Annotated in this window: 28 protein-coding genes; 6 read left to right on the plus strand and 22 right to left on the minus strand. The window is 63.7% G+C overall.

Annotation, left to right across the window (positions count from 1 at the left end):
• The first annotated feature begins 52 nt into the window (after window positions 1–52).
• Window positions 53–508, plus strand: a complete 456-nt coding sequence (locus BLU15_RS15645) for a MarR family winged helix-turn-helix transcriptional regulator (protein WP_244546753.1) — start codon at window positions 53–55, stop codon at window positions 506–508.
• Window positions 509–772: 264 nt separating this feature from the next.
• Here BLU15_RS15645 and BLU15_RS15650 read toward each other — a convergent pair whose 3' ends face one another.
• The 5 genes from BLU15_RS15650 to tatA all read right to left on the minus strand — a co-directional run bounded on the left by BLU15_RS15650 (window position 773) and on the right by tatA (window position 4,250).
• Window positions 773–1,360, minus strand: coding sequence for a dual specificity protein phosphatase family protein (locus BLU15_RS15650; protein ID WP_060519626.1), 588 nt, complete (start codon window positions 1,358–1,360; stop codon window positions 773–775).
• 109 nt (window positions 1,361–1,469) lie between these two features.
• A complete protein-coding gene (ybaK, locus tag BLU15_RS15655; protein ID WP_090296298.1) occupies window positions 1,470–1,943 on the minus strand; it encodes a Cys-tRNA(Pro) deacylase in 474 nt (157 codons plus the stop codon).
• Window positions 1,944–1,964: 21 nt separating this feature from the next.
• Window positions 1,965–2,318, minus strand: a complete 354-nt coding sequence (locus BLU15_RS15660; RefSeq protein WP_034804565.1) for an ArsC family reductase — start codon at window positions 2,316–2,318, stop codon at window positions 1,965–1,967.
• A 121-nt stretch (window positions 2,319–2,439) separates the two neighbouring features.
• Window positions 2,440–3,072 carry a YitT family protein gene (locus BLU15_RS15665; protein ID WP_089043143.1) on the minus strand — a complete coding sequence of 211 codons (633 nt, stop codon included), beginning with the start codon at window positions 3,070–3,072 and terminating at the stop codon, window positions 2,440–2,442.
• An 8-nt stretch (window positions 3,073–3,080) separates the two neighbouring features.
• The gene (gene tatA, locus BLU15_RS15670; protein WP_090296300.1) at window positions 3,081–4,250 is read right to left on the minus strand and encodes a tyrosine aminotransferase; all 1,170 of its coding nucleotides are present in this window, start codon (window positions 4,248–4,250) and stop codon (window positions 3,081–3,083) included.
• Between the two features lie 15 nt (window positions 4,251–4,265).
• On the opposite strand from tatA, the gene BLU15_RS38940 reads away from it, so the two are divergent.
• Complete coding sequence (locus BLU15_RS38940; RefSeq protein WP_143034216.1) at window positions 4,266–4,463, plus strand: hypothetical protein; 198 nt, start codon at window positions 4,266–4,268, stop codon at window positions 4,461–4,463.
• A gap of 28 nt (window positions 4,464–4,491) precedes the next feature.
• Complete coding sequence (locus BLU15_RS15675) at window positions 4,492–4,965, plus strand: Lrp/AsnC family transcriptional regulator (RefSeq protein WP_089043352.1); 474 nt, start codon at window positions 4,492–4,494, stop codon at window positions 4,963–4,965.
• A gap of 28 nt (window positions 4,966–4,993) precedes the next feature.
• Here BLU15_RS15675 and BLU15_RS15680 read toward each other — a convergent pair whose 3' ends face one another.
• On the minus strand, window positions 4,994–6,052 hold the full coding sequence (locus tag BLU15_RS15680) for a M14 family metallopeptidase (RefSeq protein ID WP_060519636.1): 1,059 nt from the start codon (window positions 6,050–6,052) through the stop codon (window positions 4,994–4,996).
• Window positions 6,053–6,223: 171 nt separating this feature from the next.
• Between BLU15_RS15680 and BLU15_RS15685 the strand changes: the two genes are divergently transcribed.
• Entirely contained in the window at window positions 6,224–6,850 is a 627-nt protein-coding gene (locus BLU15_RS15685) for a glutathione S-transferase family protein (protein ID WP_090296303.1), read from the plus strand.
• Between the two features lie 67 nt (window positions 6,851–6,917).
• On the opposite strand, the gene BLU15_RS15690 is transcribed toward BLU15_RS15685, so the two are convergent.
• From BLU15_RS15690 to BLU15_RS15715, 6 genes are all read right to left on the minus strand, one after another.
• The gene (locus BLU15_RS15690) at window positions 6,918–7,490 is read right to left on the minus strand and encodes a 2'-5' RNA ligase family protein (RefSeq protein ID WP_090296304.1); all 573 of its coding nucleotides are present in this window, start codon (window positions 7,488–7,490) and stop codon (window positions 6,918–6,920) included.
• Window positions 7,491–7,622: 132 nt separating this feature from the next.
• Window positions 7,623–8,036 (minus strand): GFA family protein, encoded by a 414-nt coding sequence (locus BLU15_RS15695; protein WP_090296307.1) that lies wholly within the window; start codon window positions 8,034–8,036, stop codon window positions 7,623–7,625.
• Window positions 8,037–8,155: 119 nt separating this feature from the next.
• The gene (locus BLU15_RS15700; protein ID WP_034804539.1) at window positions 8,156–8,623 is read right to left on the minus strand and encodes an SRPBCC family protein; all 468 of its coding nucleotides are present in this window, start codon (window positions 8,621–8,623) and stop codon (window positions 8,156–8,158) included.
• Window positions 8,620–8,949 carry an ArsR/SmtB family transcription factor gene (locus BLU15_RS15705; RefSeq protein WP_060519878.1) on the minus strand — a complete coding sequence of 110 codons (330 nt, stop codon included), beginning with the start codon at window positions 8,947–8,949 and terminating at the stop codon, window positions 8,620–8,622. Before BLU15_RS15705 ends, BLU15_RS15700 begins: the two co-directional genes overlap by 4 nt.
• A 124-nt stretch (window positions 8,950–9,073) precedes the next feature.
• Complete coding sequence (locus BLU15_RS15710) at window positions 9,074–9,808, minus strand: SDR family oxidoreductase (RefSeq protein WP_060580615.1); 735 nt, start codon at window positions 9,806–9,808, stop codon at window positions 9,074–9,076.
• A 265-nt stretch (window positions 9,809–10,073) separates the two neighbouring features.
• Window positions 10,074–10,832: an alpha/beta hydrolase gene (locus BLU15_RS15715; RefSeq protein WP_034804533.1), complete on the minus strand. Its 759-nt coding sequence runs from the start codon at window positions 10,830–10,832 to the stop codon at window positions 10,074–10,076.
• A 147-nt stretch (window positions 10,833–10,979) separates the two neighbouring features.
• Here BLU15_RS15715 and BLU15_RS15720 point away from each other — a divergent pair, with 147 nt between their 5' ends.
• Window positions 10,980–11,426: a MarR family winged helix-turn-helix transcriptional regulator gene (locus BLU15_RS15720; RefSeq protein WP_034804530.1), complete on the plus strand. Its 447-nt coding sequence runs from the start codon at window positions 10,980–10,982 to the stop codon at window positions 11,424–11,426.
• Window positions 11,427–11,527: 101 nt separating this feature from the next.
• On the opposite strand, the gene guaA is transcribed toward BLU15_RS15720, so the two are convergent.
• The 4 genes from guaA to BLU15_RS15740 all read right to left on the minus strand — a co-directional run bounded on the left by guaA (window position 11,528) and on the right by BLU15_RS15740 (window position 14,914).
• A complete protein-coding gene (guaA, locus tag BLU15_RS15725) occupies window positions 11,528–13,090 on the minus strand; it encodes a glutamine-hydrolyzing GMP synthase (protein WP_034804526.1) in 1,563 nt (520 codons plus the stop codon).
• A 207-nt stretch (window positions 13,091–13,297) separates the two neighbouring features.
• Complete coding sequence (locus tag BLU15_RS15730; protein WP_090296310.1) at window positions 13,298–13,936, minus strand: 5'-methylthioadenosine/S-adenosylhomocysteine nucleosidase; 639 nt, start codon at window positions 13,934–13,936, stop codon at window positions 13,298–13,300.
• A complete protein-coding gene (locus BLU15_RS15735) occupies window positions 13,933–14,385 on the minus strand; it encodes a PaaI family thioesterase (RefSeq protein ID WP_034805179.1) in 453 nt (150 codons plus the stop codon). The genes BLU15_RS15730 and BLU15_RS15735 overlap by 4 nt, the downstream gene beginning before the upstream one ends.
• Window positions 14,386–14,461: 76 nt before the next feature.
• Window positions 14,462–14,914 carry a TspO/MBR family protein gene (locus tag BLU15_RS15740; RefSeq protein WP_060580618.1) on the minus strand — a complete coding sequence of 151 codons (453 nt, stop codon included), beginning with the start codon at window positions 14,912–14,914 and terminating at the stop codon, window positions 14,462–14,464.
• A gap of 84 nt (window positions 14,915–14,998) precedes the next feature.
• Here BLU15_RS15740 and BLU15_RS15745 point away from each other — a divergent pair, with 84 nt between their 5' ends.
• Window positions 14,999–15,553, plus strand: a complete 555-nt coding sequence (locus tag BLU15_RS15745; RefSeq protein ID WP_034804517.1) for a GNAT family N-acetyltransferase — start codon at window positions 14,999–15,001, stop codon at window positions 15,551–15,553.
• A gap of 13 nt (window positions 15,554–15,566) precedes the next feature.
• Here BLU15_RS15745 and BLU15_RS15750 read toward each other — a convergent pair whose 3' ends face one another.
• From BLU15_RS15750 to BLU15_RS15775, 6 genes are all read right to left on the minus strand, one after another.
• Window positions 15,567–16,670, minus strand: coding sequence for a DUF1513 domain-containing protein (locus BLU15_RS15750; protein WP_244546754.1), 1,104 nt, complete (start codon window positions 16,668–16,670; stop codon window positions 15,567–15,569).
• Between the two features lie 61 nt (window positions 16,671–16,731).
• Window positions 16,732–17,721 carry a magnesium transporter CorA family protein gene (locus BLU15_RS15755; RefSeq protein ID WP_060519881.1) on the minus strand — a complete coding sequence of 330 codons (990 nt, stop codon included), beginning with the start codon at window positions 17,719–17,721 and terminating at the stop codon, window positions 16,732–16,734.
• Window positions 17,722–17,962: 241 nt separating this feature from the next.
• Complete coding sequence (locus BLU15_RS15760) at window positions 17,963–19,078, minus strand: imelysin family protein (protein WP_090296312.1); 1,116 nt, start codon at window positions 19,076–19,078, stop codon at window positions 17,963–17,965.
• Window positions 19,078–20,607, minus strand: coding sequence for a di-heme oxidoreductase family protein (locus BLU15_RS15765; RefSeq protein WP_060580620.1), 1,530 nt, complete (start codon window positions 20,605–20,607; stop codon window positions 19,078–19,080). Before BLU15_RS15765 ends, BLU15_RS15760 begins: the two co-directional genes overlap by 1 nt.
• 49 nt (window positions 20,608–20,656) lie before the next feature.
• On the minus strand, window positions 20,657–21,937 hold the full coding sequence (locus tag BLU15_RS15770) for an imelysin family protein (RefSeq protein ID WP_090296315.1): 1,281 nt from the start codon (window positions 21,935–21,937) through the stop codon (window positions 20,657–20,659).
• Window positions 21,938–22,126: 189 nt separating this feature from the next.
• Window positions 22,127–23,413 (minus strand): RsmB/NOP family class I SAM-dependent RNA methyltransferase, encoded by a 1,287-nt coding sequence (locus BLU15_RS15775; RefSeq protein WP_034804507.1) that lies wholly within the window; start codon window positions 23,411–23,413, stop codon window positions 22,127–22,129.
• Window positions 23,414–23,540: the final 127 nt, after the last annotated feature.

Below are 23,540 nucleotides of genomic sequence, written 5' to 3' on the forward strand. Positions count from 1 at the left end.
TATGCATGTATGTGGGCTTGCTTCGACTTTCAAGATGGATGTAATTGCATCTATGAGCAAAGAGACGAAAATCGACGAGAAGGGCCCTGGCCCCGAAACGACCGCGGCCTGGATCGGGCTGATGCGCGCACGGGAATGCGTGCTTGCTCGGATCGAGGCCGATTTCAAGGGGGCCAGCCTGCCACCGCTTGGCTGGTACGACGTGTTGTGGGAACTGGTTCAGGCCGAAGACGGCCGGCTGCGGCCCTTCGAGATCGAGGCGCGCACCTTGCTCGCGCAGTATAACTTGTCCCGCCTGATCGATCGCCTGGTCAAAGAGGGGTTGGTCCGTCGCGAAGCCTTCGACGCCGACGGTCGCGGCCAATGGGTTGTCGTCACCGAGGCCGGAAGGGCGCTGCGCGCGCGCATGTGGCAGACTTATGGGCCTTCGATAGAGGCCCATGTCGGCGCCCGGCTGACAGAAGCGGAGGCGCGGCAGCTCACGGGGCTGCTGGCGAAGCTCAGGTAGAGCACGTCAGTTCTCAAACAGGGTACCGGCGAACGATCGGGTAGCGCCTTCCAGGCAAGTTACCCCGCAGGTGGGGAGAGGGGGCGTGCTGGCGTGCTGTTCGTAGCGCCGCCGACCGGAGCCGTCACAGGAGAGGGAGGTCGTCGTTGCTGAGACGAACGGGTGCCATGCGTCTCCTTCGCCCCGCTTGTGGGGAGAAGGTGGCCGGCAGGCCGGATGAGGGGCCCCGCCGGAACGAGCGTCAATCTGGGACGCCGTCGTCGCCTAGCTGCTCAGCCCGAACGACTTCTCCAGCGCTTCCCAGGTCTCGTCCATGGCGAAGGTGCCGGAGAGATAGGGAATGGCCACGTGTCCATAGAGCGGCGAAAGCTGCCACTCGGCCGTTTCCTCGTCGACCCCTGCGATCTGCTGCAGGTAGATCGTCGAGACGAGGCCGGTGCGGTCGGCGCCGGCCTTGCAGTGGATCAGAAGCGGCTTTGGCGCGTCCCTGAGGATCGCCATCAGCGCGTCGGTTTCCTTGCGGTCGATCTCGGCCGAAGCGGACATGGGGAAGTTGATGAGCCGGATACCGTTGCGCTCGGCGGCGGCAACCTCTTCGCGATACCAGCGCTCGTCCGGCTTTTCGCCGCGCAGGTTGAGAATGGTGCGGATGCCGTAGGCCTTGGAATAGGCGGCGATCGCCTCCGGCGTCGGCTGTGCCGAACGGTAGACCTCACCGGCCACGAGCGTATGGAAATTGCCGGTCCACTGAAGACCGACGAGGTAGATGACTAGGGCCGCGACGAGCGCAGCCGTGCCGACGGCGAGGCGCTTCAGAAGACGCTTCGCGCTGGGAAATCTTGCAAATGCCATGTGAGAGACCCGACGCCGTTCCAAGGCGGGCGTGCATGCAAAAATTGCACATTTCGTCCCCGCATCAGCGGCTCGTATAAGGCATCTGTGATATTTTGATGGCAGTGCCTCAGGCGATGAGCGGTGCCGCGATCGCCTTTAGCGCGGTTTGGGCGTCGCGGGGTGCAAGCCGCACCTGCAGACCGCGCTGTCCGCCATTGATGTAGACCTGCACTTCGGCAAGTGCGGCCTCCTCGATTGCCGTCGGCACATGTTTTTTCTGGCCGAACGGGCTGATGCCGCCGACATGGTAACCGGTCAGCCGCTCGGCATCCGCCGGCTTCATCATCGCCGCCGACTTGCCGCCGAAGGCGGCGGCGAGCTTCTTCATGCTGACCTCACGATCCGAGGGAACGACGCAGCAGACCGGCTTGCCGTCGACTTCAGCCATCAGCGTCTTCAGCACCCGGCTCGGATCCTCGCCGAGCGCCTCGGCTGCCTGCAGGCCGACGCGCTCCGCATTGGGATCATAGTCATAGGCATGCACGCTGAAGGTGACACCGGCCTTCGAAAGCATCTGCGTGGCGCGCGTGGTCTTCGACATCGTCGTCGCTCCAAATGGGGGTCAGGCTTTGGCGAGTACGGCCTCGTAGAGGTCCGGCTTGAAGCCGATCAGCAGATTGCCGTCCGCTTCGAGCACCGGACGCTTGATCATCGAGGGTTGGGCGAGCATCAGCGCAATCGCCTTCTGTTCGTCGAGGCCCTGCCTGTCGGCCTCGTCGAGCTTGCGGAAAGTCGTGCCGGCGCGGTTCAGCACCGTTTCCCATCCGGCCTCCTTGCACCAGCGCTCGAGATGCGGGCGGTCGATGGCCTCGGCCTTATAGTCGTGGAAGCGATAGGCGATGCCCCGGCCGTCGAGCCAGGTGCGGGCCTTCTTCATCGTGTCGCAGTTCTTGATGCCGTAAATCGTAACCGTCATTCCCATGCTCCAGCCGCAGCGAGCAATTCCGAACGGCCGCGCCGCTGGGAATCGCGCAATTTCAAAGCGTGGCAGGAGTGATAGCCGCCCGATGCGCGGGAGGGAAGACCGAGACCTTGCGTCAGGTCACGCCGGCGTAGCGTCCCGGCTTGTGATTGATCGCCAGCGTCATGTTGACGACAGCGGCCCCGATCACCGAGAGCACCAGGTTCGATGGCGGCAACACGAAGAAGGCGGCAGCCAGAATGGTGAGATCGACCGCCAGCTGGAAATAGCCGGCACGGATGCCGAACCTTTCCTGGAGATAGATCGCGACGATGTTGATGCCGCCAAGCCCGGTGCGATGGCGAAAGAGGATCAACAGGCCCATGCCCATCAGCCCGCCGCCGACAACCGCCGCGTAGATCGGGTCAAGCCGGGCGATCTCCACCCAGCCGGCCGTCAGCCGAGAAAACAGCGAGACGAGGCTGACGGCGATGAAGGTGCGCAGCGCAAACATCCAGCCGAGCCGTTTGACCGCCAGGACGTAGAAGGGCAGGTTGACGAGCGAAAAGACCAGCCAGAACTCGGCGCCGGTCGCATATTGCAGAAGCAGTGCCAGGCCCGACGTGCTGCCCGTGAGCAGCATCGCCTTGCTGTAGATGATGATGCCGAGCGACATGATCAGCGTGCCCGTCAGGATCGCCAGCGCATCCTCGTAGAGGCGATGGCGTTCAGTCGGGGTTTCTGTCGCGTCGATGCTGTGCTCGGCCATCATGGTCCTCAGAGGTTCTTGAAGTTGGCGATGACGCCGTCGACTTCCGCCGTCTTCAGGCCGGCAATGTTGATGCGGCCGGAACCGGGCATGTAGATGCCGTGCTCGTTCCGAAGCCGCATGACGTCGGCCTCGGCAAGCGGAAGCAGCGAGAACATGCCTTCCTGGCTGGCGACGGCGCCGAGCGCCTGCCAGCGATCGCGCAAGCCTTCGGCGAGCGCGCGGCGGATGTTGGTGATGCGCAGCCGCATGGTTTCGAGTTCTGCTTGCCAGTCACGCTTGAGCTCGGCGTCGGAAAGGATTATCCGCACGATTGCAGCACCGTGATCCGGCGGCATCGAGTAGCTGGTGCGGGCAAGGCCGGCGAGGTTGGAGCGGACCGTATCGGCCGAAGACGAGGAGGCCGTCACCGCGAAGATCGCGCCGGCGCGCTCGCGATAGAGCCCGAAGGACTTGGAGCAGGAAACGGCAACCAGCGCTTCCGGAACGACGCCGATCAGGTGGCGGAGACCGGCGACATCCTCGTCGAGACCGCGGCCGAAACCCTGGTAGGCAAGGTCGACGAGCGGCAGCAGGCCGCGCTCGGCGATGACGGCGGCAAGCTCCATCCACTGCGTTTGCGTGATGACGCCGCCCGTCGGGTTGTGGCAGCTCGCATGCAGCAGCACGGCGTCGCCGGCAGCAGCGCTCTGGAGCGCCGTTATCATGTTGTCGAAGAGCACGCTCTGCGTCGGCACGTCGAAGAACGGGTAACCGGCGGGCTCAAGGCCAGCGGTCTTGAAGATGCTGGCATGGTTTGGCCAGCTCGGCAGCCCGATCCAGATGCGCTTGCCGCCCATCTGGTGGATGAGGTCGGCCGCGAGCCGGAGAGCGCCGGAACCGCCCGGCGTCTGCACGCCGGCGATATGGCTGCGATCGATGGTATCGCCACCGACCAGCGTCCAGAGATGATCGATGAAGACGAGATCGCCCTCGGGGCCGACATAGGACTTGCTGTCCTGCGTTTCGAGCAGGCGCTTCTCCGCTGCCTTGACGGCGCGAAAGATCGGGGTGTGGCCGGTTTCGTCGCGGTAGACGCCGACGCCGAGATCGACCTTTCCGGGGCGCTCGTCCTTGCGGTAAAGCCCGATCAGGGCCAGCAACGGATCATCGGGTTGGCGGATCAGAGCGTCGAACATGCCGGAAATTCCCCCTTGAGTGGCAGCGATGCGTTATCGGTCGAGAAAGCCTGCCGGCCGCCGTTCCTCCGGCTGCCCTGCGGCTTTCTTCTTAAGTCAGCGCAAGCGCAAAATCGATGCGATATTTGCCACGGAGACAATATCGACAGCGTGCTATTTGCGCAAAATTCTGCAATTCATTTGCTGATTTGCGTGCTGCGGCATATTCCCTGAAGCCGAAATCGAAGCGTTGGGGGCGATGATGGTTGAGAAGATGGCGGTGGAACTGGATCAGATCGACCGGCGGATTATCCGTCTTCTGGTGGAGGATGCATCGCTCAGCAACAACGCGCTTGCGGCGAGAGTCGGGCTCTCGCCGGCGCCGCTGTCGCGCCGCCTTGCCCGGCTCTATGCGGCCGGCGTCATCCGCCAGACGGTGGTCGTCGATCCGAAGGCAGCCGGCATCGGCTTCCAGGCCTTCGTCGAGGTGACGCTGGAGCGCACCGCAAGCAAGGTCGGCCAGCGCTTCATCGAGCTGGTGTCGCGCATGCCGGAGGTGGTGGAATGCCACACGGTCGCCGGCGATTTCGATTTTCTTCTGAAGATCGCGGTGCGCGACGTCGCGGATTACAAACGCCTGCTCTGGAGTGAATTCGAGCAGATCGCCGAGATCAAGACGTTGCGCTCGACCATTCTGCTCGACAGCCCAAAGATGACGGCCGCCACGGGGGCGTGACGGCCGCTTGAACATTCAATCCCAGGCCCTAGGCTTCAAGCGACCCGGGTTTGCGCCCGGCGCTCGACGGCGCAGCGCAGGCGATCTTCATCAAGTCCGAGCGCCGGCGTGCAAGGCGGGTCGAGACGCGGGTGACGATCAGCCCGTCCTGCGGCGCGCGCACCTCGAGGGCGCCGTCCGCCTGGCCGGGGCGCGTAAGGATCGTTGCGAGCAGATCGCCTGCCTTCACGCTCTCGCCGATATCCCGGTGGAACAGGATGGCGCCGGCCTCAGGGGCCCTGATCATCTCGATGTTGTCGAGCGGTGCGATGATGCCAGCGAAGGGTGCAATCGTTTCTTCGTCACCGGTAATGACGCCGCGGGCGACGAGGAAGCGGAAGACCCCTTCGGCATCCTTGCGAGCAAGCTCCGGATAAACGTCGCGCGTGCCGCGAAGCTCGACCGTCACCGAGAGGCGTCCCGGCAGGCGTGTCTTCTTCTGCCCGGTTTCGTATTTCCAGGCATAGGCGACAGCCTCCTCGAAGGCGGAGCTTTCGCCGTCCGAAAGGAAGACCGCCTCCATATCGAGCGCCGAGGCGAGGTCGCCCGCTTCCGGCCAGAAGGCGTCGTCGATATAGGCGTATTGCAGCGCCTCGTCGTCGCAATGAAGATCGAGCATCAGGTCGGCGCCGAGCGCCATATGCAGCAGCTGCCGTTTCAGCCGATCCGTCGCCGAGTAGCGGTCGAGATCGTCGATCAGCCGGTCACGGTCGCCAAGCGTGATCAGCGGAAAATCACGGTTGAAGTTCGTGCGTGAGCCGAGGTCGAAGCGGCCCTGCAACTCGCCGAAATGCGACTGCGCGGTGCCGATCGGATTTGCCTGGGGCACGACGGTGATGTCGCCGAGGATGGCGCCGTCTTTCTCCGCCTGCTGCAGCCGCTGCAGCAGGAAATGGGCAAGTGCGGTGCCCGGCAGTTCGTTGGCGTGCAGCGCCGCCTGGATGTAGGTCTTCGGTGCAGCGGCCGTTCTGCCCTTGAAACGGAAAACCGGTAGGCGCCATTCGATACCGGGCGTATCGCCGGCGATGATGATTTCGGAAACGTCCATGGGCTCCTCCCGTATCGTTCGTTGGTCGCGCTTATCGGCATTCCCAAGGCGCTCCGCAAGTCGCTAAGAACTAGGGTGCGGTTTCGGGTTGCGCCGACGTCGCTCTGGCTTTGACATGATCGGCAGGCCTATTGTTCCGTGAAGCATCCAGCACAGGTGGGAGACAGCAAGATGATCCTGATCGGCCAATATGACTCCCCCTTCGTGCGACGCGTGGGCATCGCGCTCAGCCTTTACGACATCCCGTTCGAACATCGTCCCTGGTCGTCCTTCGGCAATGCCGACGAGCTTCGGGCCTACAATCCGCTGACGCGCGTGCCGACGCTGGTTCTGGACGATGGGACGGTGCTTACCGACAGCCATATCATTCTCGATTATCTCGACAGTCTCGTTTCCGACGAACGGGTCCTGTTCCCGCGAACGGAACCGGCGCGCCACCGGGCGCTGAGAATCGCGACGCTCGCCACGGGCCTCGGCGACAAGGCCGTCAGCCTGTTCTACGAGAAGCGGTTGCACGGGGCGGTCTCGGCACTCTGGGTCGACCGCTGCCGCCGCCAGATCGAAGAGACGCTTCAAGTGCTCGAAACGAGCCGCGCGCAAAGCACGGGCGCCTACTGGTTCGGCGAGCGCATCGGCCATGTGGATATCGCCGTTGCGGCTGTGTTGCGCTTCCTCAAGGAGGTGCATCGCGATCTGGTCGCGATGGGACGCTATCCGCGTCTGCAGGCGCATGCGGACATGCTTGAAGCGCTTCCGGTGTTCCAGACGATCAGCCAACCCTTCATTCCGCCCGCGTAAGGGCGGGGTCACCGTCGGAGCCGGACTGGCACATCACCAAGGTGTGCGGCTACCTTCCGCCTGGACTTCAGCGCGACGGCAATAGCGGCCAGCGGGCGAGGATCTTCGTAGAGCCCGCCCCCTTGCGGGCATGGATCAGAACGAGTTCGCGCGCCACCCAGGAGACCGGTTCGGAAACGCGGAGATCCGGCGCGACCCGATCGTTCCGGTAGAGCGTCATATGGGGGATTGCCATGAGCGGGCGTTTGAGCGCCTCGATCTGCCGGACCAGCGCGCTGAAGCCCGGCGCGGCGTCGCGCGTCGTCAGGGCGCGCGGCCGGTCGCGGCCATTGCCGTTGCTGACCAACCTGTCGAGGCGGATCTCGACCGCTGGCACGTCGACGCGGTCACCCTGCCGCAGCGCATCCGCAACCGCGAAGTCGGGCAAGCCGCGGCCCTGCCAGCGCTTGTCGACAGAGACGTGCAGGCGATCGGGCCGATAGATGAAGCCATCCGCCATCTGGTCGGCGAAATCCCTTTCGGCAATCGCCAGTGCCTTCGTGGCAGCCGGCTCGTCCGGAAGCAGCGCGAAGTAGAGGATGTCGATTGCCGGCGCTGGCTGGGGACAGCCGAGATCGAATGCGAATTGGTTCGACGACATGGTGCCCTCCGCCGCCCGGGTCGCGCGCCACGACATGTGGTCTCGACCGGAGAAGGGGATGCCGGCTGACAATGCCAAGGACATCCGGCGGGGAATGGAAGACTTCACCCGTTGGCTGAGGCTGTTGCTTCGCTACTCCGTCGGCATCCGGCCAAATTTCTGCAAATTCGGATCGAGACGGTCCCAGGCAAGGCCGCGCACGGCGTAGGTCACCGCTTGCGGTCTGTAACGGCTGGGATCGTCGAGGCTTGCAGCGCGAACGCTGAAGAACTCCGGCATGGCTGAGAAGGTCATGTAGACCGGAGAGCCGCAGCTGGGGCAGAAGCCGCGCGTCTTCAAATGGCCGCTGTCGGCGACCATGTCCCAATGCGAGGCCTGACCTTCGAGCTTCACGCCCTCGCGGCGGAACGTCATATGCGATCCGTGCCCGGTCCCGCTTTCGTGCTGGCAATCACGGCACTGGCAGTCGTTGGAGAAGACCGGTTCTCCTGAGATCTCGTAGCGGATCGCACCGCAGGCGCATCCGCCGATATAGGACTTGCTCATACATTCGCTCCAGTCTCGGGCACGGCAAAGCCTTGCGCGTGGCTGCGAGGGCGACGCCGCCCAATCACTTTGCCTGTTTCGGGGGGGGGGCGGATCGCTATGGCGACCCGGCCTGGGCTTCAATGCTGTTCGTCGGTAATGGTGCCGAGTCGCGACAGGACCTTCGGCCAGCCATTGCTCATGTTGGCATAGGCGCTGTCGTTCTTCGGCGTGACGAAGCCGGAATGAACGAGCCGGAGGCGGGTGCCGTTGTCGACCTTCGTCAGCGTCCAGGTGACGACCGTATCGAGACGCGAGCCATAGCCGCTGTTGCCTTCGTCGCCACCTTTCCAGGAGTAGACGAAACGCTCATGCGGGCGCACCTCCAGCACCTGGCAACGGATGGTCCCGTCCCATGCGCCGGCGGGCGTCGTCCGGAAGGTGAAATGGGTGCCTTCCACCGGTTGGAAGCCGGTCGGCGGCATGATCCATCGGCCCATCAATTCGCCGTTGGTCAGCGTCCTCCAGATCGTCTCGGGCGTATGCGGAAAGACCTCGTCGACGACGATATCCTGGGTCTCGAGTTTCAAGGCTGCTGCGTCGGTCATGGATCGATCTCCTTGAGAAGGGTGCGCAGATTGGCGAAGCGGTCACGCCAGAAGGTACCGTAGTGGCTCATCCAGTCGACGAGCGGCGCCAGGCCCTCGGGCTCGGCGCGGTAATAGACGTTGCGGCCCTCCGGACGCTCGGCGACGAGACCCGCCTGTTTCAGCGACTTGAGGTGCTGCGAAATCGCGCCCTGCGTCACGCCGCTGCCGCGCGTCAGTTCAACGACGGTGATCTCGTCGGCATTGGCGATGCGCTCGAACACGGCGCGCCTGGTCGGATCGGCAAGGGCGCGCATGACGGCGGTGATGGGAGCGGTTTCGATCATCATGGATAAATAAATAGCGAATACTAATTGATTAGTCAACGCTATTGATTTGAATGCTGCTGCAGAACGAAAAGGCACGCTCGAGGCGTGCCTTCAGTCGCTTTGATCCCCGGAGCACATGGCCTCAATGCGGGCTCGCCGTCGGGCGCACGATGATCTCGCTGACGTCGACATCGTCGGGCTGTCCGATGGCGTAGGCGATCGACGACGCGATGGCGTCAGGACTGATGCAGACGGCCCGCCATTCCTTCATGGTTTCTCGTGCGGTCAAATCGCTGATCGTATCGGCGAGTTCGGAGGTCGTCGTTCCGGGCGAGATGACGGTAACGCGGATGCGGTCGGTCTCCTGCCTCAGGCCGTCCGAGATCGCCCGGACGGCGAACTTGGTGGCGCAATAGACGGCGGCCGTCGGCGACACGGAATGGCCGCCGATCGAGGAGATGTTGATGATCTGCCCGTCCCCTTGCGCGCTCATGATCGGCAGGGCCGCGGCGATACCATAGAGCACACCCTTGATGTTCACGTCGACCATGCGGTCCCACTCGTCGACCTTGAGCGCTGCCAGCGGCGACAGCGGCATCACGCCGGCATTGTTGACGATGACATCGAGGCGGCCGAATTCGGCCTGGGCAAAGCGGGCGAAGGCGGCGACGTCGCCGCGGTCGGTAACGTCGAGCACGCGAAAGCGGACCTCGCCGCCGGCGCCGGCGATTTCGCCGGCGATGCGTTCCAGCCGGTCGGACCGGCGTGCGCCAATCACGACCTTGGCTCCGGCAGCCGCCAGCAGCTTCGCAGCGGCTTCGCCGATGCCGCTGCTTGCGCCGGTCACGGCCACGACTTTTCCGTGAACATTTTCCATGGATATGCCCTTTCGAAAGGTGCGTTTCTGTTTGAGTCCGGCTCGGGCGTTGGGCCTGAGCGCCGGTGAGACAGAAGATAGAAAGGGCGATCCGTTCGATCGAGGTGCCGATCGAGCATGGGGCGGTCAGAAATTCTAACCAAAGATCTGGCGGCAACAGGGCCGGCAATGGCGTCCACCAGGATCTTCCGGATTGTCTTCGGGACAAGCAAAAGGGCGACGCGTCGCGCTTCGCCCTTTTGCCTTCGTTGCCGGTTGATATCGCTTATTCGCTCGCCTGCGCTGCCTGCTCGATCAGCTTGGCGACCGCTTCCGGCTTCGAGACGTAGATGGCGTGGCTGCCGGATGTTTCGACCACGGTGGAGCCAGCGCGTTTTGCCATCTGGCGCTGGGCGGCCGGCGGGATCATGTGGTCGTCGGTCGCGACCAGATAGAAGCTCGGCTTCTCCTTCCAGGCCGGAGCGGTGACGGCGCCGGCTGCCGCTTCGACGCCCCACGGGACCTGGGAGTCGGCCATGAAGGCGGCAATCTCAGGATCGACATCGGCCGCGAAGGCGGCGGCGAACTTTTCCTTGTCGAGCGAGAGGAAACCATCGACCGGCGGCAGGATCGGCGGAACGGGCGCGCCGGCCGGCGGGTTGGCGATGAGCGAGGAAACGGACTCGCCCTTATCCGGCGCGAAGGCGGCGATGTAGACGACAGACTTCACCTTCTCATCGGTGCCGGCTTCCGAAACGACCACACCGCCATAGGAGTGGCCGACGAGCACGATCGGGCCGTCCTGAGCGGCGATCGCACGCTTGGTGGCCGCGACATCGCCGGCAAGCGTCAGGGTCGGGTTCTGCACGATGGTGACGTTATAGCCGTCCTTCTTCAGGATGTTGTAGACGCCCTGCCAGCCGGAGCCGTCGGCAAAGGCGCCGTGAACGAGCACGACATTCTTGGTGGCGGGGGCGGCCTGGGCCGGCGTCAGCGCGCTTGCGGAGAGGGCGAAAGCGGCGGCGGTGATGAGGGACTTGAGCATTTCGGGTCTCCTTCGTTGAGTTGTTTTCGCGACATTCATTATCGCGATAACCATCGTATACGGCGACTCCGGTTTCTTGTAAAGATATTAATTATCGCGATATCTATTTTCGCGGAAGAAGCCGCAAAGCGCCACAAGGAGGTTGGAATGCCTGACGAACCGACAACGCTGCCGCTCGACAGCCAGCTCTGTTTTTCGATCTACTCGGCGTCGATCGCCATCAACCGCGTCTACAAGCCGATGCTCGATGCGCTCGGTGTGACCTACACGCAGTATCTCGTCCTGAGCACGCTTTGGGAGAGGGATGGGTTGACGATCTCGGCGATTGCCGATCGGCTGGGTCTGGAATCGAGCACGATCACGCCGGCTGTGAAGCGGCTCGAAGCTGCCGGCTTCCTGGGGCGGCATCGCAGCGTCACCGACGAGCGGCAGGTCGAGGTCCACCTCACCGCGAAAGGGCGCGGCCTCCACGTGAAGACCGGCTGCCTGACCGATGCGCTTCTGGAAAACTCCGGCTTCACGGTGCCGGAAATGATCGATTTGAACGAGCGGGTGCGGAAACTCCGCGATGGCATGCGCGACGCGGTGAAGTAGCGCTGCACCCGGGCCGCGACTGTGCCGGGAAGCAAAAAGGGCGCGCCGAAGCACGCCCTTTAACATTTTTTATCACCGACGCAGCAGATGCGTCCGCGCGTTTATTCCCACTCGATCGTGCCCGGCGGCTTCGAGGTGACGTCGTAGACGACGCGGTTGATGCCGCGGACCTCGTTGATGATACGCGTCGCCGCGCGGCCGAGGAATTCCATGTCGTAGTGGTAGAAGTCCGCCGTCATGCCGTCGACCGAGGTGACGGCGCGAAGTGCACAGACGAACTCGTAGGTGCGGCCATCGCCCATGACGCCGACGGTCTGCACCGGCAGAAGCACAGCGAAAGCCTGCCAGATGGCGTCATAGAGGCCGGCCTTGCGGATTTCGTCGAGATAGATCGCATCCGCTTCGCGCAGGATCTCGAGCTTCTCGCGGGTGATGCCGCCCGGGCAACGGATGGCAAGGCCCGGACCCGGGAAGGGGTGGCGGCCGATGAAGCTGTCGGGCAAGCCGAGTTCGCGGCCGAGCACGCGCACTTCGTCCTTGAAGAGTTCGCGCAGCGGCTCGACGAGCTGCATGTTCATGCGCTCCGGCAGGCCGCCGACATTGTGGTGCGACTTGATGGTCACCGACGGGCCGCCGGTAAACGAGACGCTTTCGATCACGTCGGGATAGAGCGTCCCTTGGGCGAGGAAGTCCGCACCGCCGAGCTTCTTTGCCTCTTCCTCGAACACCTCGATGAACAGGCGGCCGATGATCTTGCGCTTGGTTTCCGGATCGCTCTGGCCTTCCAGCTCGCCGATGAACCGGTCGGAAGCGTCGACGTGCAGGAGGTGCAGGTTGTAGTGCTCCTCGAACATCGCAACGACGTTCTTTGCCTCGTCCTTGCGCATGAGGCCGTGGTCGACGAGGATGCAGGTGAGCTGGTCGCCAACGGCTTCGTGGATCAGCAGTGCCGCAACCGAGCTGTCGACGCCGCCCGAGAGCGCGCAGATCACCTTCTTGTCACCGACTTGGCGGCGGATCGCCTCGACCGCCTTGGCGCGATAAGCCGACATCGACCAGTCGCCCTTGATGCCGGCGATCTTGTGCACGAAGTTGGAAATCAGCTTGGCGCCATCGGGCGTGTGCACGACTTCCGGATGGAACTGCACGGCGTAGTACTTGCGCTTCTCGTCGGCGATGAAGGCGAAGGGGGCGTTGGCGGAGGTCGCGACGACCTCGAAGCCTTCGGGGATCGCGGTGACGCGGTCACCGTGCGACATCCAGACCTGGTGGCGCGAGCCGAGGGACCAGAGACCGTCGAACAGAGCGCATTCCTTTTCGACTTCCAGGAAGGCGCGGCCGAATTCACGGTGATGGCCGCTCTCGACCTTGCCGCCGAGCTGGGCGCAAATGGTTTGCTGGCCATAGCAGATGCCGAACACCGGCAGGCCGGAATCGAAGATCACCGAGGGCGCACGCGGCGAGCCGATATCGAGCGTCGAGGCAGGGCTGCCGGAAAGGATGACGGCCTTCGGCTTCAGCCGCTGAAAACCTTCTTCGGCCGACTGGAACGGCACGATTTCGCAATAGACACCGGATTCGCGCACGCGCCGGGCGATGAGCTGCGTCACCTGGCTGCCGAAGTCGACGATGAGAACGGTGTCGGGATGGGCTGTCTGGGTCATTGGGTGCCTTCAAACAAGCTTGATCATGGCGAGCCTTTAATGAAAGCCCGCCATCGACGCAACGATTCTATTGCACCCGGACAATTCCGGGGTTTTGGAGCGGGATGAGGAAAAGTGCGTGCGGTTTTCCGCCCGCATCCCGTTCTGACCTGTGAGCATCGATCACGTTTATGGCCTTGGGTCGACCAGACCCGAAGCCATCGGGGTCTAGAGCGGGATCACGCCGCTCGAAACCGCATTCTCCAACCGGTCGATCACGCTTGCAAGCTTCTCGTCGATGACGTGAAGATACTCCGTCCAGTCGTTGACGTGCTTCAGTTCGGCCTTGCCGTCGGAAATGCCGCGAAGCGCAATCAAAGGAATGCCGAAGGACTGGCAGGCGCGCAGCACCGCGAAGGTCTCCATCTCGACCATGTCGGCGTCGATCGTCTCGTAGGCAGCGCCCGAGACGATGTTGGCGCCGGTCGAAAGCCGCGCTTCCGGAACGCCGGGGATGCGCAGCGGCAGCGGCACCACGGCCGGAAGGTCGAGAAACGGCGTTGCGCCCTTCTCGAAGCCGAGCGGCGAGGCATCCATGTCGCGGTAGCCGACGGAAACCGCCTGGTAAACTTCGGTCTGTTCGAGCGTGGCGGCACCCGCCGAGCCGAGCGAAACGACGAGATCGGGCAGGGCCCGCTCGGCGGCGAGTTCGGCAAGCGTGCGCGTCAACACGACGGCCGCCTCGACCGGCCCGACGCCGGTCATCAGCGGCTTGATCCGGCCTTTCAGGTGCGGACCGTACTCGGCATCCACGGCCATGACGTAGAGCACCTTGTGTCCGGCAACGTCCTTGACGGCAAAACTCATCCTTCGATCCCTTCGCGTCCGCGCACAACCATCATCGTTCCGGTCATCGAGGCGATCAGCTTTGCCGGTCCGTCGGAGCGGATCGCATAGCCGCGACCGTCGGAAACGATGATCGTCGATCCGGGCTTTGTCACCTCGCCGCGGAAGAGGAAGCGTTCGCCGCGCCCGGGCGAAAGCAGGTTGACCTTGAACTCGATCGTCAGGATCGAGGCATCCGGGTCGATCACCGAATAGGCCGCATAGGTGCCGGCTGAATCCAGCGCCGCGGAGATCACGCCGGCATGCAGGAAGCCGTGCTGCTGCGTCAGCTTGTCGTCGAAGGGCAGCTCGATTTCGACCGTGCCTTGCTCGACAAGTGTCAGTTCGGCGCCGATCGTGCGCATCGCCGCCTGCCGCGCGAAGCTCTCGCGAATGCGCTTTCGGAAATCGGGGGGATCACGGTCGTCCATCAGTCCATGGGCCTTTGTGTCGGGCGGCATCATTATGACCGCGGGACAGTGGCACGGTCGTGAAGGTCGGACAAGTTCAATTCATGAGCAAAATCGCGCTGTTGAGCGCCGTCGCAAACGCAACCCAGGCGAGATAGGGAAGGAACAGCAGGGCCGAAATGCGATCCCGTTGCCAACTTGCGACGACGAAGCCGGCAACCGCGATCACGAGCGCGATGATCACGATCAGCGCCGACGCTATATCCTGCATGCCAAAGAACAGTGGCGACCAGAGGAAGTTGAGGATCATCTGCGCCAGCCACAGGCGCATGGCGGCGCTGCGCCGATGATCGAGAAACATGCGGGCGCCGACAACGCCGATCATCACGTAGAGGATCGACCAGACCGGCGCGAAGATCCAGTCCGGTGGATTGAAGGCTGGCTTTGCCAGCGACCGGTACCATTCGCCGGGGATGTTGTTGGTGCCGATGAGAAGGCCGAGGCCGAGAACGGCGGCGATGAAGACTACGTATACGATGGTTCTGTTCATGATCTCGCCAGATAGAACAGACTTTCCGTCTTTCCAGCGGGGCCGCCGTTTTGAAGCCATCATGCACCACCTATATGAGCTGCCATGAAGACCTTCCGACGTATCGACATCCGGCCGGCCGGCCCGGATGACATCATGATGATCGCCTCCGTTATCGTCGAAACCTGGCGATCGACCTTCCGCGGGCTGATTTCCGATGCCTTTCTCGACGCCATGAGCATCGAGGAACAGGCGTTGCGCCACGCAAGACGCATGCGCATCGCCGACGTCTTCCATCTGGTTGCGGTTGACGTGAGCACGAACAAGGTGATCGGCTTTGCCAATTACGGCAAGGCGCGCTCGATGCCGCCGCGGTTCGACCGCGAGCTCTATGCGCTTTACATCCTGAAAGAGTTCCAGGGCGCGGGCATCGGCTCGGCACTGGTGCGCAGCGTCGCCGGTCACTGCCGGGAGCTTGGCGGCAAGTCGCTCTTTGCCTGGGTGCTTTCCAGCAACCCGAATCGGGGCTTCTATGAGCATCTCGGCGCCATTGCCGTTGGCCAGGGCCAGGTGAGCCTCGGCGGCGAAAACCACGACCAGACCGCCTATCGTTGGAACGATCTGGCAAAACTCTCCGGCGACGGCCGTTTTTCGGCCTGAGATCGTCTTAGGCCTAAGCCAACCGCACGATGTGCTGGTCCCAGGCCACTCGGCTCTTGTTAGCCTTGAAGTGGCCGTCATAGGAGGAAACGGCAAAGCCGTGGTCGGCTCTGGCGACCCCCGCCGCATCGGCGACGCGCTCTTCCTTCAGCACGGTACCGGTTCGTGCATCGAGCATCACCGCCACGCCGCCCTTCGGCGAAGTCAGTCCGATCAGCCCCTCGTTCCGGTTGACGGCGATGGCGCCGACATAGTTCGCCAGCGCTTCCGTCGTGCGCTCGGGCAGAGACAGGAACTTCAGGTCTTCGCCCTGGGAAAACGAGCCGACGAGCGGCGGCAGGTCGCTGCGCGCACCCTCATACTGGCAGGCGAACCAGATCTCGCCCTTCGGACCGATATCGACATGCCGGGTCGACAGGCGGCTGAGATCATCCGGCAGACCGTGCTTCTGTACGAGCGCGCCGGTTCGCGTATCGACCAGCGTCAGGCTCGGCTCCATATGGTCGAGATTGAGCTTGGTGCGGCCAAAATCCGGATGGGTCTCGATGCCGCCATTTGCAATCGCCAGCAGTTTCCCGTCGGCGCTCAGCGTCATGTCGTGTGGGCCGATGCCATAGGTCGGGAATTCGCCGATGCGGGTGAAGTTGTCGCTGCCGTCATAGATGCCGACCATGCCGCGATTGGCGGCAAAGTCGTTCTCGGTGGCGTAGAGCAGCTTGCCGTCTGCCGAGAAGCAGCCATGCCCGTAGAAATGCCGGCCGTCGGCAGCGGTGATCACGATCGGCTCGGCCGTGCCGTCGGTTGCAAGGATCATCGCATAGGTGCCGGGCCTGCGGGCAAAGGCGACGGTGCGGCGGCTGACGGGCGAATAGGCCATGCCGTGTGCACGGGCCGGCAGCGCCGTGCGGTCGATGATCTCGCCCGCTTCCGTGAGCGTCGCGACGCCATAGCTGCCGTCCGGCGCCATGAAGGCCGAGGCAAAGACGGCGTCGGCCCTGGTCAGGGCGAAGGCTCGCTCAGGCGCGAGGCTCGCCACCCAGGCCGCGCCCGCCATCCTCAGGAAACTGCGCCGGTCGATCAGGCCCGTGGCGGCTGTCATGCCATCCTCGCTCGTCATGGAAATCTGCAAGCCCTGGGCGGAGTGCCCGCTCAGGGCTGCGATGCAGCAGGTTGCGCGCTCAGAGCCAGCCCCGGCGCTTGAAGTAGAAATAGGGCACGATCGCCGAGATCACCATCAGCATCAGTGCCGCAGGGTAGCCGAATTCCCACTGCAGTTCCGGCATCACCCCGAAGTTCATGCCGTAGATCGAGGCGACCAGCGTCGGCGGCAGGAAGACGACGGCGGCAACCGAGAAGATCTTGATGATTTGGTTCTGCTCGAGGTTGATGAGGCCAAGCGTCGCGTCGAGCAGGAAATTGATCTTGTTCGACAGGAACAGCGCGTGATCACCAAGCGACGTCGCGTCCCGCTGGATCAGCTTGATCCGCTGCCGGCTTTCCTTGCCTGCCTTGCGCGGCCCCATGCCTTCGAGCGCCACATGATAGGCGACGAGCCGGCCGATGCTGACCAGGCTTTCGCGGATGACCGTCAAAAGGTCGCCCTTCTGGCCGATCTGCTCGATCAGCGACTGCAGGTCGCGCGTCTTCTTGGTGGCGCTGGCATTGGTCTTGCGGAACACATCCCGCGAAATTCCGTCGACCTCGCTGCCGGCGCGCTCCAGGGCATCCGCCGTACGGTCGATGATCGCCTCAAGCAGCCCGAGCATCACCAGTTCGCCGCTTTCGCAGATCTGGCCGTTTGCCTTCTGGATGCGATTGGAAAAATTCTGGAACGGCTTCGGGTCCGCGTGGCGCACGGTAACCAGCGTCGTGCCCTTGAGAATGAAGGTCACCGGCACCTTGACCGGATAATCGCTGTCGAGCTTGGCGGCGGCCGTCATCGTCATGAATTCGGCGCCGGCCTCCTGGTAGAGGCGGTCGGAAAGCTCGATCTCCTGCATCTCGTCGCGGGTCGGGATCTCGATGCCGAGCTGGCCTTCGACGAGCCGCGTTTCCTCGGCCGATGGATTGTAGAGGTCGTACCAGATTGCCGGCGTCGGCAGGGCGATGCCGTCGATCATGTCGACAAGCACGAGGTGGCTGTTCTGGCTTTTGTAGATGCGCAGCATATTGGGCTCCATAGGGCGAGTCATCCGACCGCCTGAAGCCCTGATCAATCAGGACCGGACGGCCGTGAGCGTGAAGGCTCGACTTCGACTGTCGGGGTTCATTGGGAGTTGGTCCTTGTGGTGAAACGTGCCCGCGAGAGCGGACACGGGAAGCGCTTTGCGCCCAAAAACCTTGATTGTCAACACTCGGCGCTTGAGCGGGATGCGGGCGGAAACCGCGCACACGTTTCCTCATCCCGCTCTAGTCGCCGTCGGCAAAGGAGAAGCCCGCGCCAAGCCCGATCGCACCGCCGAAATCCTTGTTCAGTCGATCGAGAAGGTCATTGGTATTGAGCGACAGGAAGGCGAGCTTGGCCCGTTTGTCCTTGTCCTCGAGCGCCTGATCGATCGGTCCGTCGATGTTGCCGGCCATGCCGATCACCGACTTCAAGACGAAGTCGGCGGAACCCGCGACCGAGCGGCTGTCTTCCGGCAAAAGGCTCTGCATGTCGGCAACGTCGAACAGTGTCTTCAGGCCCCGCACGTTGGCGGCGATCGACGGCATGGTGTTGCCGGAGCGCCAGTAGATCGCGAGCTTCGGATGTCCCTTGTCGTCCTTGCTCTCGTAGAACGGCTTCAGCCGCTGGTCCTTCACCGTCTCGACGCCATGGACGAGAATGCCGAGCAGTTCTGTTGCCGCTTCGCGGTTGTCGCGGAACTCGGGATTGTCAGGGCCCGGATGTTTCCAGGCAGCCTGAATGCCATCGGGCTTCTGCCATGCGGCCAGGAACTCGTTGGCGATCGTGTCGAGGTTCTTGGTGATCGCTAGGCCGTAGCGGCAGCGGAAATCGCCATCCTTGTTCAGAAGTGACTCGGCGCCCGTGCCATAGAGCACGTATTCGAGCGCGCCGAGCCCTTGTGCGGCGACGCTCTTGCCCTTGAGTTTGGCTTCGTCCGTTGCGCTTTCATCGTGCTTCGAAACGATCGCCTGCACCTGCTTCAGGCCCGTGCTCTTGCGGTCGGGGTAGAACAGGAACCGCTCGAAGCGGTTCTGCTCAAGTGCCGGACCAAGCCTCACCACCTCGATCGCCGACCAGGCGCCGACCATCTCGGAAAAGGCAACGCGAGCGCCATCGACCGTCGCCTGCGACGGCGCCGCGCAGAGCTTGGCCGTGGCCTGCGTGGCGGCAGCGGTCTTTTCCGTGAGGTTGCGATAGCCGGGGATGATGAAGCCGTCGACGGCTTTGGCCATGACCGCGGGCACGGCCGCCTCGTTGACGACGCGCGGCGAGAGCGCGCTTCCTTCCTGGGCCACCGCCGGGAAAACGGCGGTCAAGGTCAGGGCAAAAGCGAGAGTAAGCGTATGCGTGCGGGGCATTAGAGTGACTCCAGGAAGGCAAGGAGATCGCGGCGATCGCTTGCGGCAAGGGCGGCAAAGGCGTCACGGGCCTTCTGCCCTTCGCCGCCGTGCCAGAGGATCGCTTCGGTGAAATTGCGGGCGCGTCCGTCGTGGAGCAGGAAAGTGTGCCCACTGACGGTCTTCGTCAAGCCGATGCCCCAAAGCGGCGGCGTGCGCCACTCGCGGCCGGTGGCCACACCCACCTGCTGTCCGTCGGCAAGACCCTCGCCCATGTCGTGCAGCAGGAAATCGGAATAGGGCCAGATCAGCTGGAACGACTGCGCCTTGTTGGCCGCGTCCCGGCGGGTGACGAATTTCGGTGTGTGGCAACTGGTGCAGCCGAGTTCGTAGAAGACCTTCTTGCCACGCAGTGTCTCCGCAAAGCTCGCCTTGCGCCGCGCCGGCACGGCCAGGTTCTCCGAATAGAAGGTCACGAGGTTGAGCACCGGGTCGGGCGCTTCTGTGGGGCCAAGGCGTGCCTGCTCGCCGGTCGGCATGGTCAGGCATTTTGCCTGGGCCGCGGTGCAGTCGCCATGCGGGCGGTCGGCGTCGGGTGAAGAGATGCCGATGTCGGTGGCGAAGGCATCGGCGCTCTGTTGCCGCACGGTGGCGTTCTGCGCCTTCCAGCCGAAGCGCCCGAGCATGAGCTTGCCGGTCCTGGCGTCGCGCGTCAGCGCCGGCCGTCCGCTGATGCCGTCGCCATCCCTATCGTCGGGGTCGGCAAGGGCGAGGATGTCCGCCTCGTGGATCGCCTCGATCAGGCCAAGGCCGATCATCGGCTGCGCCACACGCGGCGAGAGCGTGGTTTCCGGATCGAGCGGGCCATAGGCGAGATCGGCCACCGAATAGCCTGGTCGGCGCAGAGAGGCCGTTTCGCCGTCGGGGAAAGTGAAGGGCTCCTCGGTGTAGCTGATCTTCAGATGGCCTTCGGCGGCAAGGCCGGGCACGGCGCTATCCTGAAGCTGGGCGCCATAAACAGCGTCGCCGAAGTTCACCACCTCGTGCGCCGCAATCATCCGGCGCTCCTCGTCGTCGCGGGGCGGCCGCGCCAGGCGGAAGAACATCGAGGTTGTATCGACGGCACCTTCCGGTGGCCGGCCGCGCCCGTCCTTCAGGTGACAGCTCTGGCAGGCTCGGGCGTTGTAGAGTGGTCCGAGCCCGTCGGAGGCCTGTGTGGAGGAGGGGGAGGAAACCCAAAGCTTGCGAAAGAGCGCGTTGCCGAGCTTGAAGCCCTCTTCCTCTTGGAAGGTGAGATTGGCCGAGAATTGCGAAAAACTGTCGGCATTGACGGGCGCGATCGAGGTGGCCGCACCGCCGGACATGGCTTCGAAGGTTTCCGCCTTGGAGAAATCGGTCGCAGGCCGCGTCACCGCCTGGACCCGCTGGCGGTCCTTGTCGTTGAGGTCGGAGCGTTCGGTCAAAAGGCCGTCGCCGGCGAAGGCGGGCAGGGCCGTGAAAAGCGCTTGAACGAGAACAAGCGCGCAAAGGCGGAAAGCGCCAGATTTCATCTCAGGAGGATCGGGCCGCGTCTTTGTCGACGCGGCCCGCCTTTTCAGCTTATTGGAAGACGGCGTTAGGATTATCCAGGCTGTCGGAACCTTCAAGCTCGACGGTGCCGAGATCCAGCGACGCAATGACGCGCTGTACGGTCTTTGCCTGGGCGATCAGGCCGTCGATCGCCGCCTGAACGGTGGCGTTGCCCTCGGCATTGCCTTCGCCGATCATCTGGTCGTAGGCCTCGGTCGTTTCCGCGCGCTTGGCCATCGCCTGCATCTTCTCGACCGTGGTCGAAAGGTTGCCGGCCATTTCCTTGTCGAGCGCTGCATCCTTGGCGGCGACGAGTTCGGACAGCGACGGGCCGGTCATCTTCGTGCCGTCGACGCGGGTATATTCGCCGGTATAGGCCGACTGGATGCCGATCGCGTCGTGCAGGTGCGAGTTGTGCGTGTTGTCGGAGAAGCAGTCATGCTCTTCTTCCGGATCGTGCAGCAGCAGGCCGAGCTTCATCCGCTCGCCCGCCAGTTCGCCATAGGAGAGCGAGCCCATGCCGGTGAGGATGGCGACGAGACCAGCCTTCGGGTCGGCCTCGACCGCCTTGGTCGCGGCACCATCCGGCGTCCAGTTGGCAACCATCTCCTTGAGGTCGGAAACGAGCAGCTCGGTCGCAGCCTTGAGGTAGGCGGCGCGGCGGTCGCAATTTCCGCCGGTGCAGGCCTTGGTGTCGTAGTCGGTGAAGGGGCGGTTGCCGGCGCCGGCCTTGGTCCCGTTCAGGTCCTGGCCCCAGAGCAGGAACTCGATCGCGTGGTAGCCGGTCGCGACGTTTGCTTCGATGCCGCCGGCTTCCTGTAGCGTGCCCGCCAGGAATTCCGGCGTGATGTTGGAAGCGTCGACGTCCTTGCCGTCGATCTTGATCGTCTTGTTGGCGATGACATTGGCGGTGAACAGCGCGTTCTCGTCGCTCTCGGTGCCATAGCTCGGATCGACATAGTCGATCAGGCCCTCGTCGAGCGGCCAGGCGTTGACCTTACCTTCCCACTCGTCAACGATCGCATTGCCGAAACGGTAGACTTCGGTTTCCTGGTAGGGGTTGCGGGCCTTCTTCCAGGCGTCGCGCGCGGCCTTCAGCGTTTCTTCGCTCGGCGTCGCGATCAGCGCGTCAACGGCCTTGTCGAGCGCTTCTGCGGTCGTCAGCGCGTCTTCGAACTTGGCGTGGGCGACGGCGGTGTAGTGCTTCACCACGGCGGCGGCATCGGTTGCGGCATGGGCCGGCTGCAGGGCCATCGCCGAGGTCGCCGTCATCAGCGCCAGCGCGGCGCCCCGGAAAAATTTCTTGGTCATGACCCTCTCCTGTTGCGTCCCCCGGCGCCGTCGAACGAGCCGCAAAACATGGCGTCGTTCAGCCGTCGAGCCATCAGAAAAGGCCCCGCCGAGCCCGCTTCTCATGAACCAAAAGCAAACTTGTGTCAAAGTGTATAGTTTAGAACGCTTTCAATCTGATGCGCGTCTTTTGCCGATCGTCAAACGGCGTTAACCCTTGCGTTGCATCAGGCAGAAGAAGAAGCCGTCCGTGCCGGTGGAAGCGGGTGTCAGCGTCACCGTCTTCATGTCTGCCGACCAGGGCTGCGGCTTGTCGGTGCCGAACAGCGTCGCCCAGATATCGGCGGCCGACAGGATCTCGAATTCCGGATTGTCTTCGCAGAAGCCGTAGACCTGCGCCTCGTTTTCCTCAGGCAGTACCGAGCAGGTGACGTAGATCAGATGGCCGCCGGGACGGACGAACTGGGCAGCGCTTGCCAGCGCTTCTTCCTGCTGGGAGATGCGCTCTTCGAGGTTCTTCTGGTTCAGCCGCCACTTGGTGTCGGGGCGACGGCGCCAGGTACCGGTGCCGGTGCAGGGCGCATCGACCAGCACGCGGTCGAAACGGCCGGCAAGCGGCGCGAGGCTGTCGGTGGATTCATGCACCTGGACATTGCGGGTGCCGGCGCGCTTCAGCCGCTCGATGATCGGGGCTAGCCGCTTGCGGTCGGTGTCGTAGGCGTGCACCTGGCCCTTGTTGTTCATCGCCGCCGACATGGCGAGCGTCTTGCCGCCGCCGCCGGCGCAATAGTCGAGCACCTGTTCGCCTTCCTGCGGATAGGCGAGATCGGCGACGATCTGCGAGCCCTCGTCCTGAACCTCGAACCAGCCCTTCTGGAAGGAAAGCTCGGCCGTGACGTTCGGCAGGCGCGAGGCGCCTTCGCCGGCGGGAATGCGGATACCATTACGGGCGATCGTTGCGGCCTCGGCACCGCTACGCTCCAGTGCCTTCAGGACCTTGGCGCGCGACGCCTTCAGCGTGTTTGCGCGCAGGTCCAGCGTCGGCCGGCCGGCGAGCGCCTTGGCTTCTTCCAGCCAGTCGTCGGAAAAGTTCTCTTCAAAGGAGGCCTGGACCCATTCGGGGATGTCGCCCTGCACATGGGCCGGGGCGTCCTCGATCCGGCGCGACCTGAAGGCTTGAAGCTGTTCGGCCGGTGCCTCCGGCGCGAACTTGTCGCCATCGAGCTCGGCGGCCAGCGCCTCGGGCGAAAAGCCCCACTGGCGGTACATCACCGCGTGGCCGAGGGCCGAGGCGCTGTCGCTATCCATCAGGTAGGCGTGGGAGAGCTTCATGCGAAGGGCGTCGTAGACGATGTTGCCGATCGCCGAGCGATCGCCGGATCCGGCGAAACGGTGGCCAAGGCCCCAATCCTTGAGCGCGTCGGCGACCGGGCGCTTCCGCTTTTCGATATCCTCAAGAACCTCAATGGCTCCAGCGAGCCTGCCGCCCAAACGCATCTTCGATCAACTCCTTTTTCGCCGTGGTAACGGCGATGGCATCGAAGAGCAAGACGGCGGAGAAGATTAACCGCCGAGAACGGTCTTTAGCGAAGTAGATCCACCCGCCCGCAGGCCGGGTAGCAGT

The organism is Ensifer sp. YR511, assembly GCF_900103045.1.
GTDB lineage: Bacteria > Pseudomonadota > Alphaproteobacteria > Rhizobiales > Rhizobiaceae > Ensifer > Ensifer adhaerens.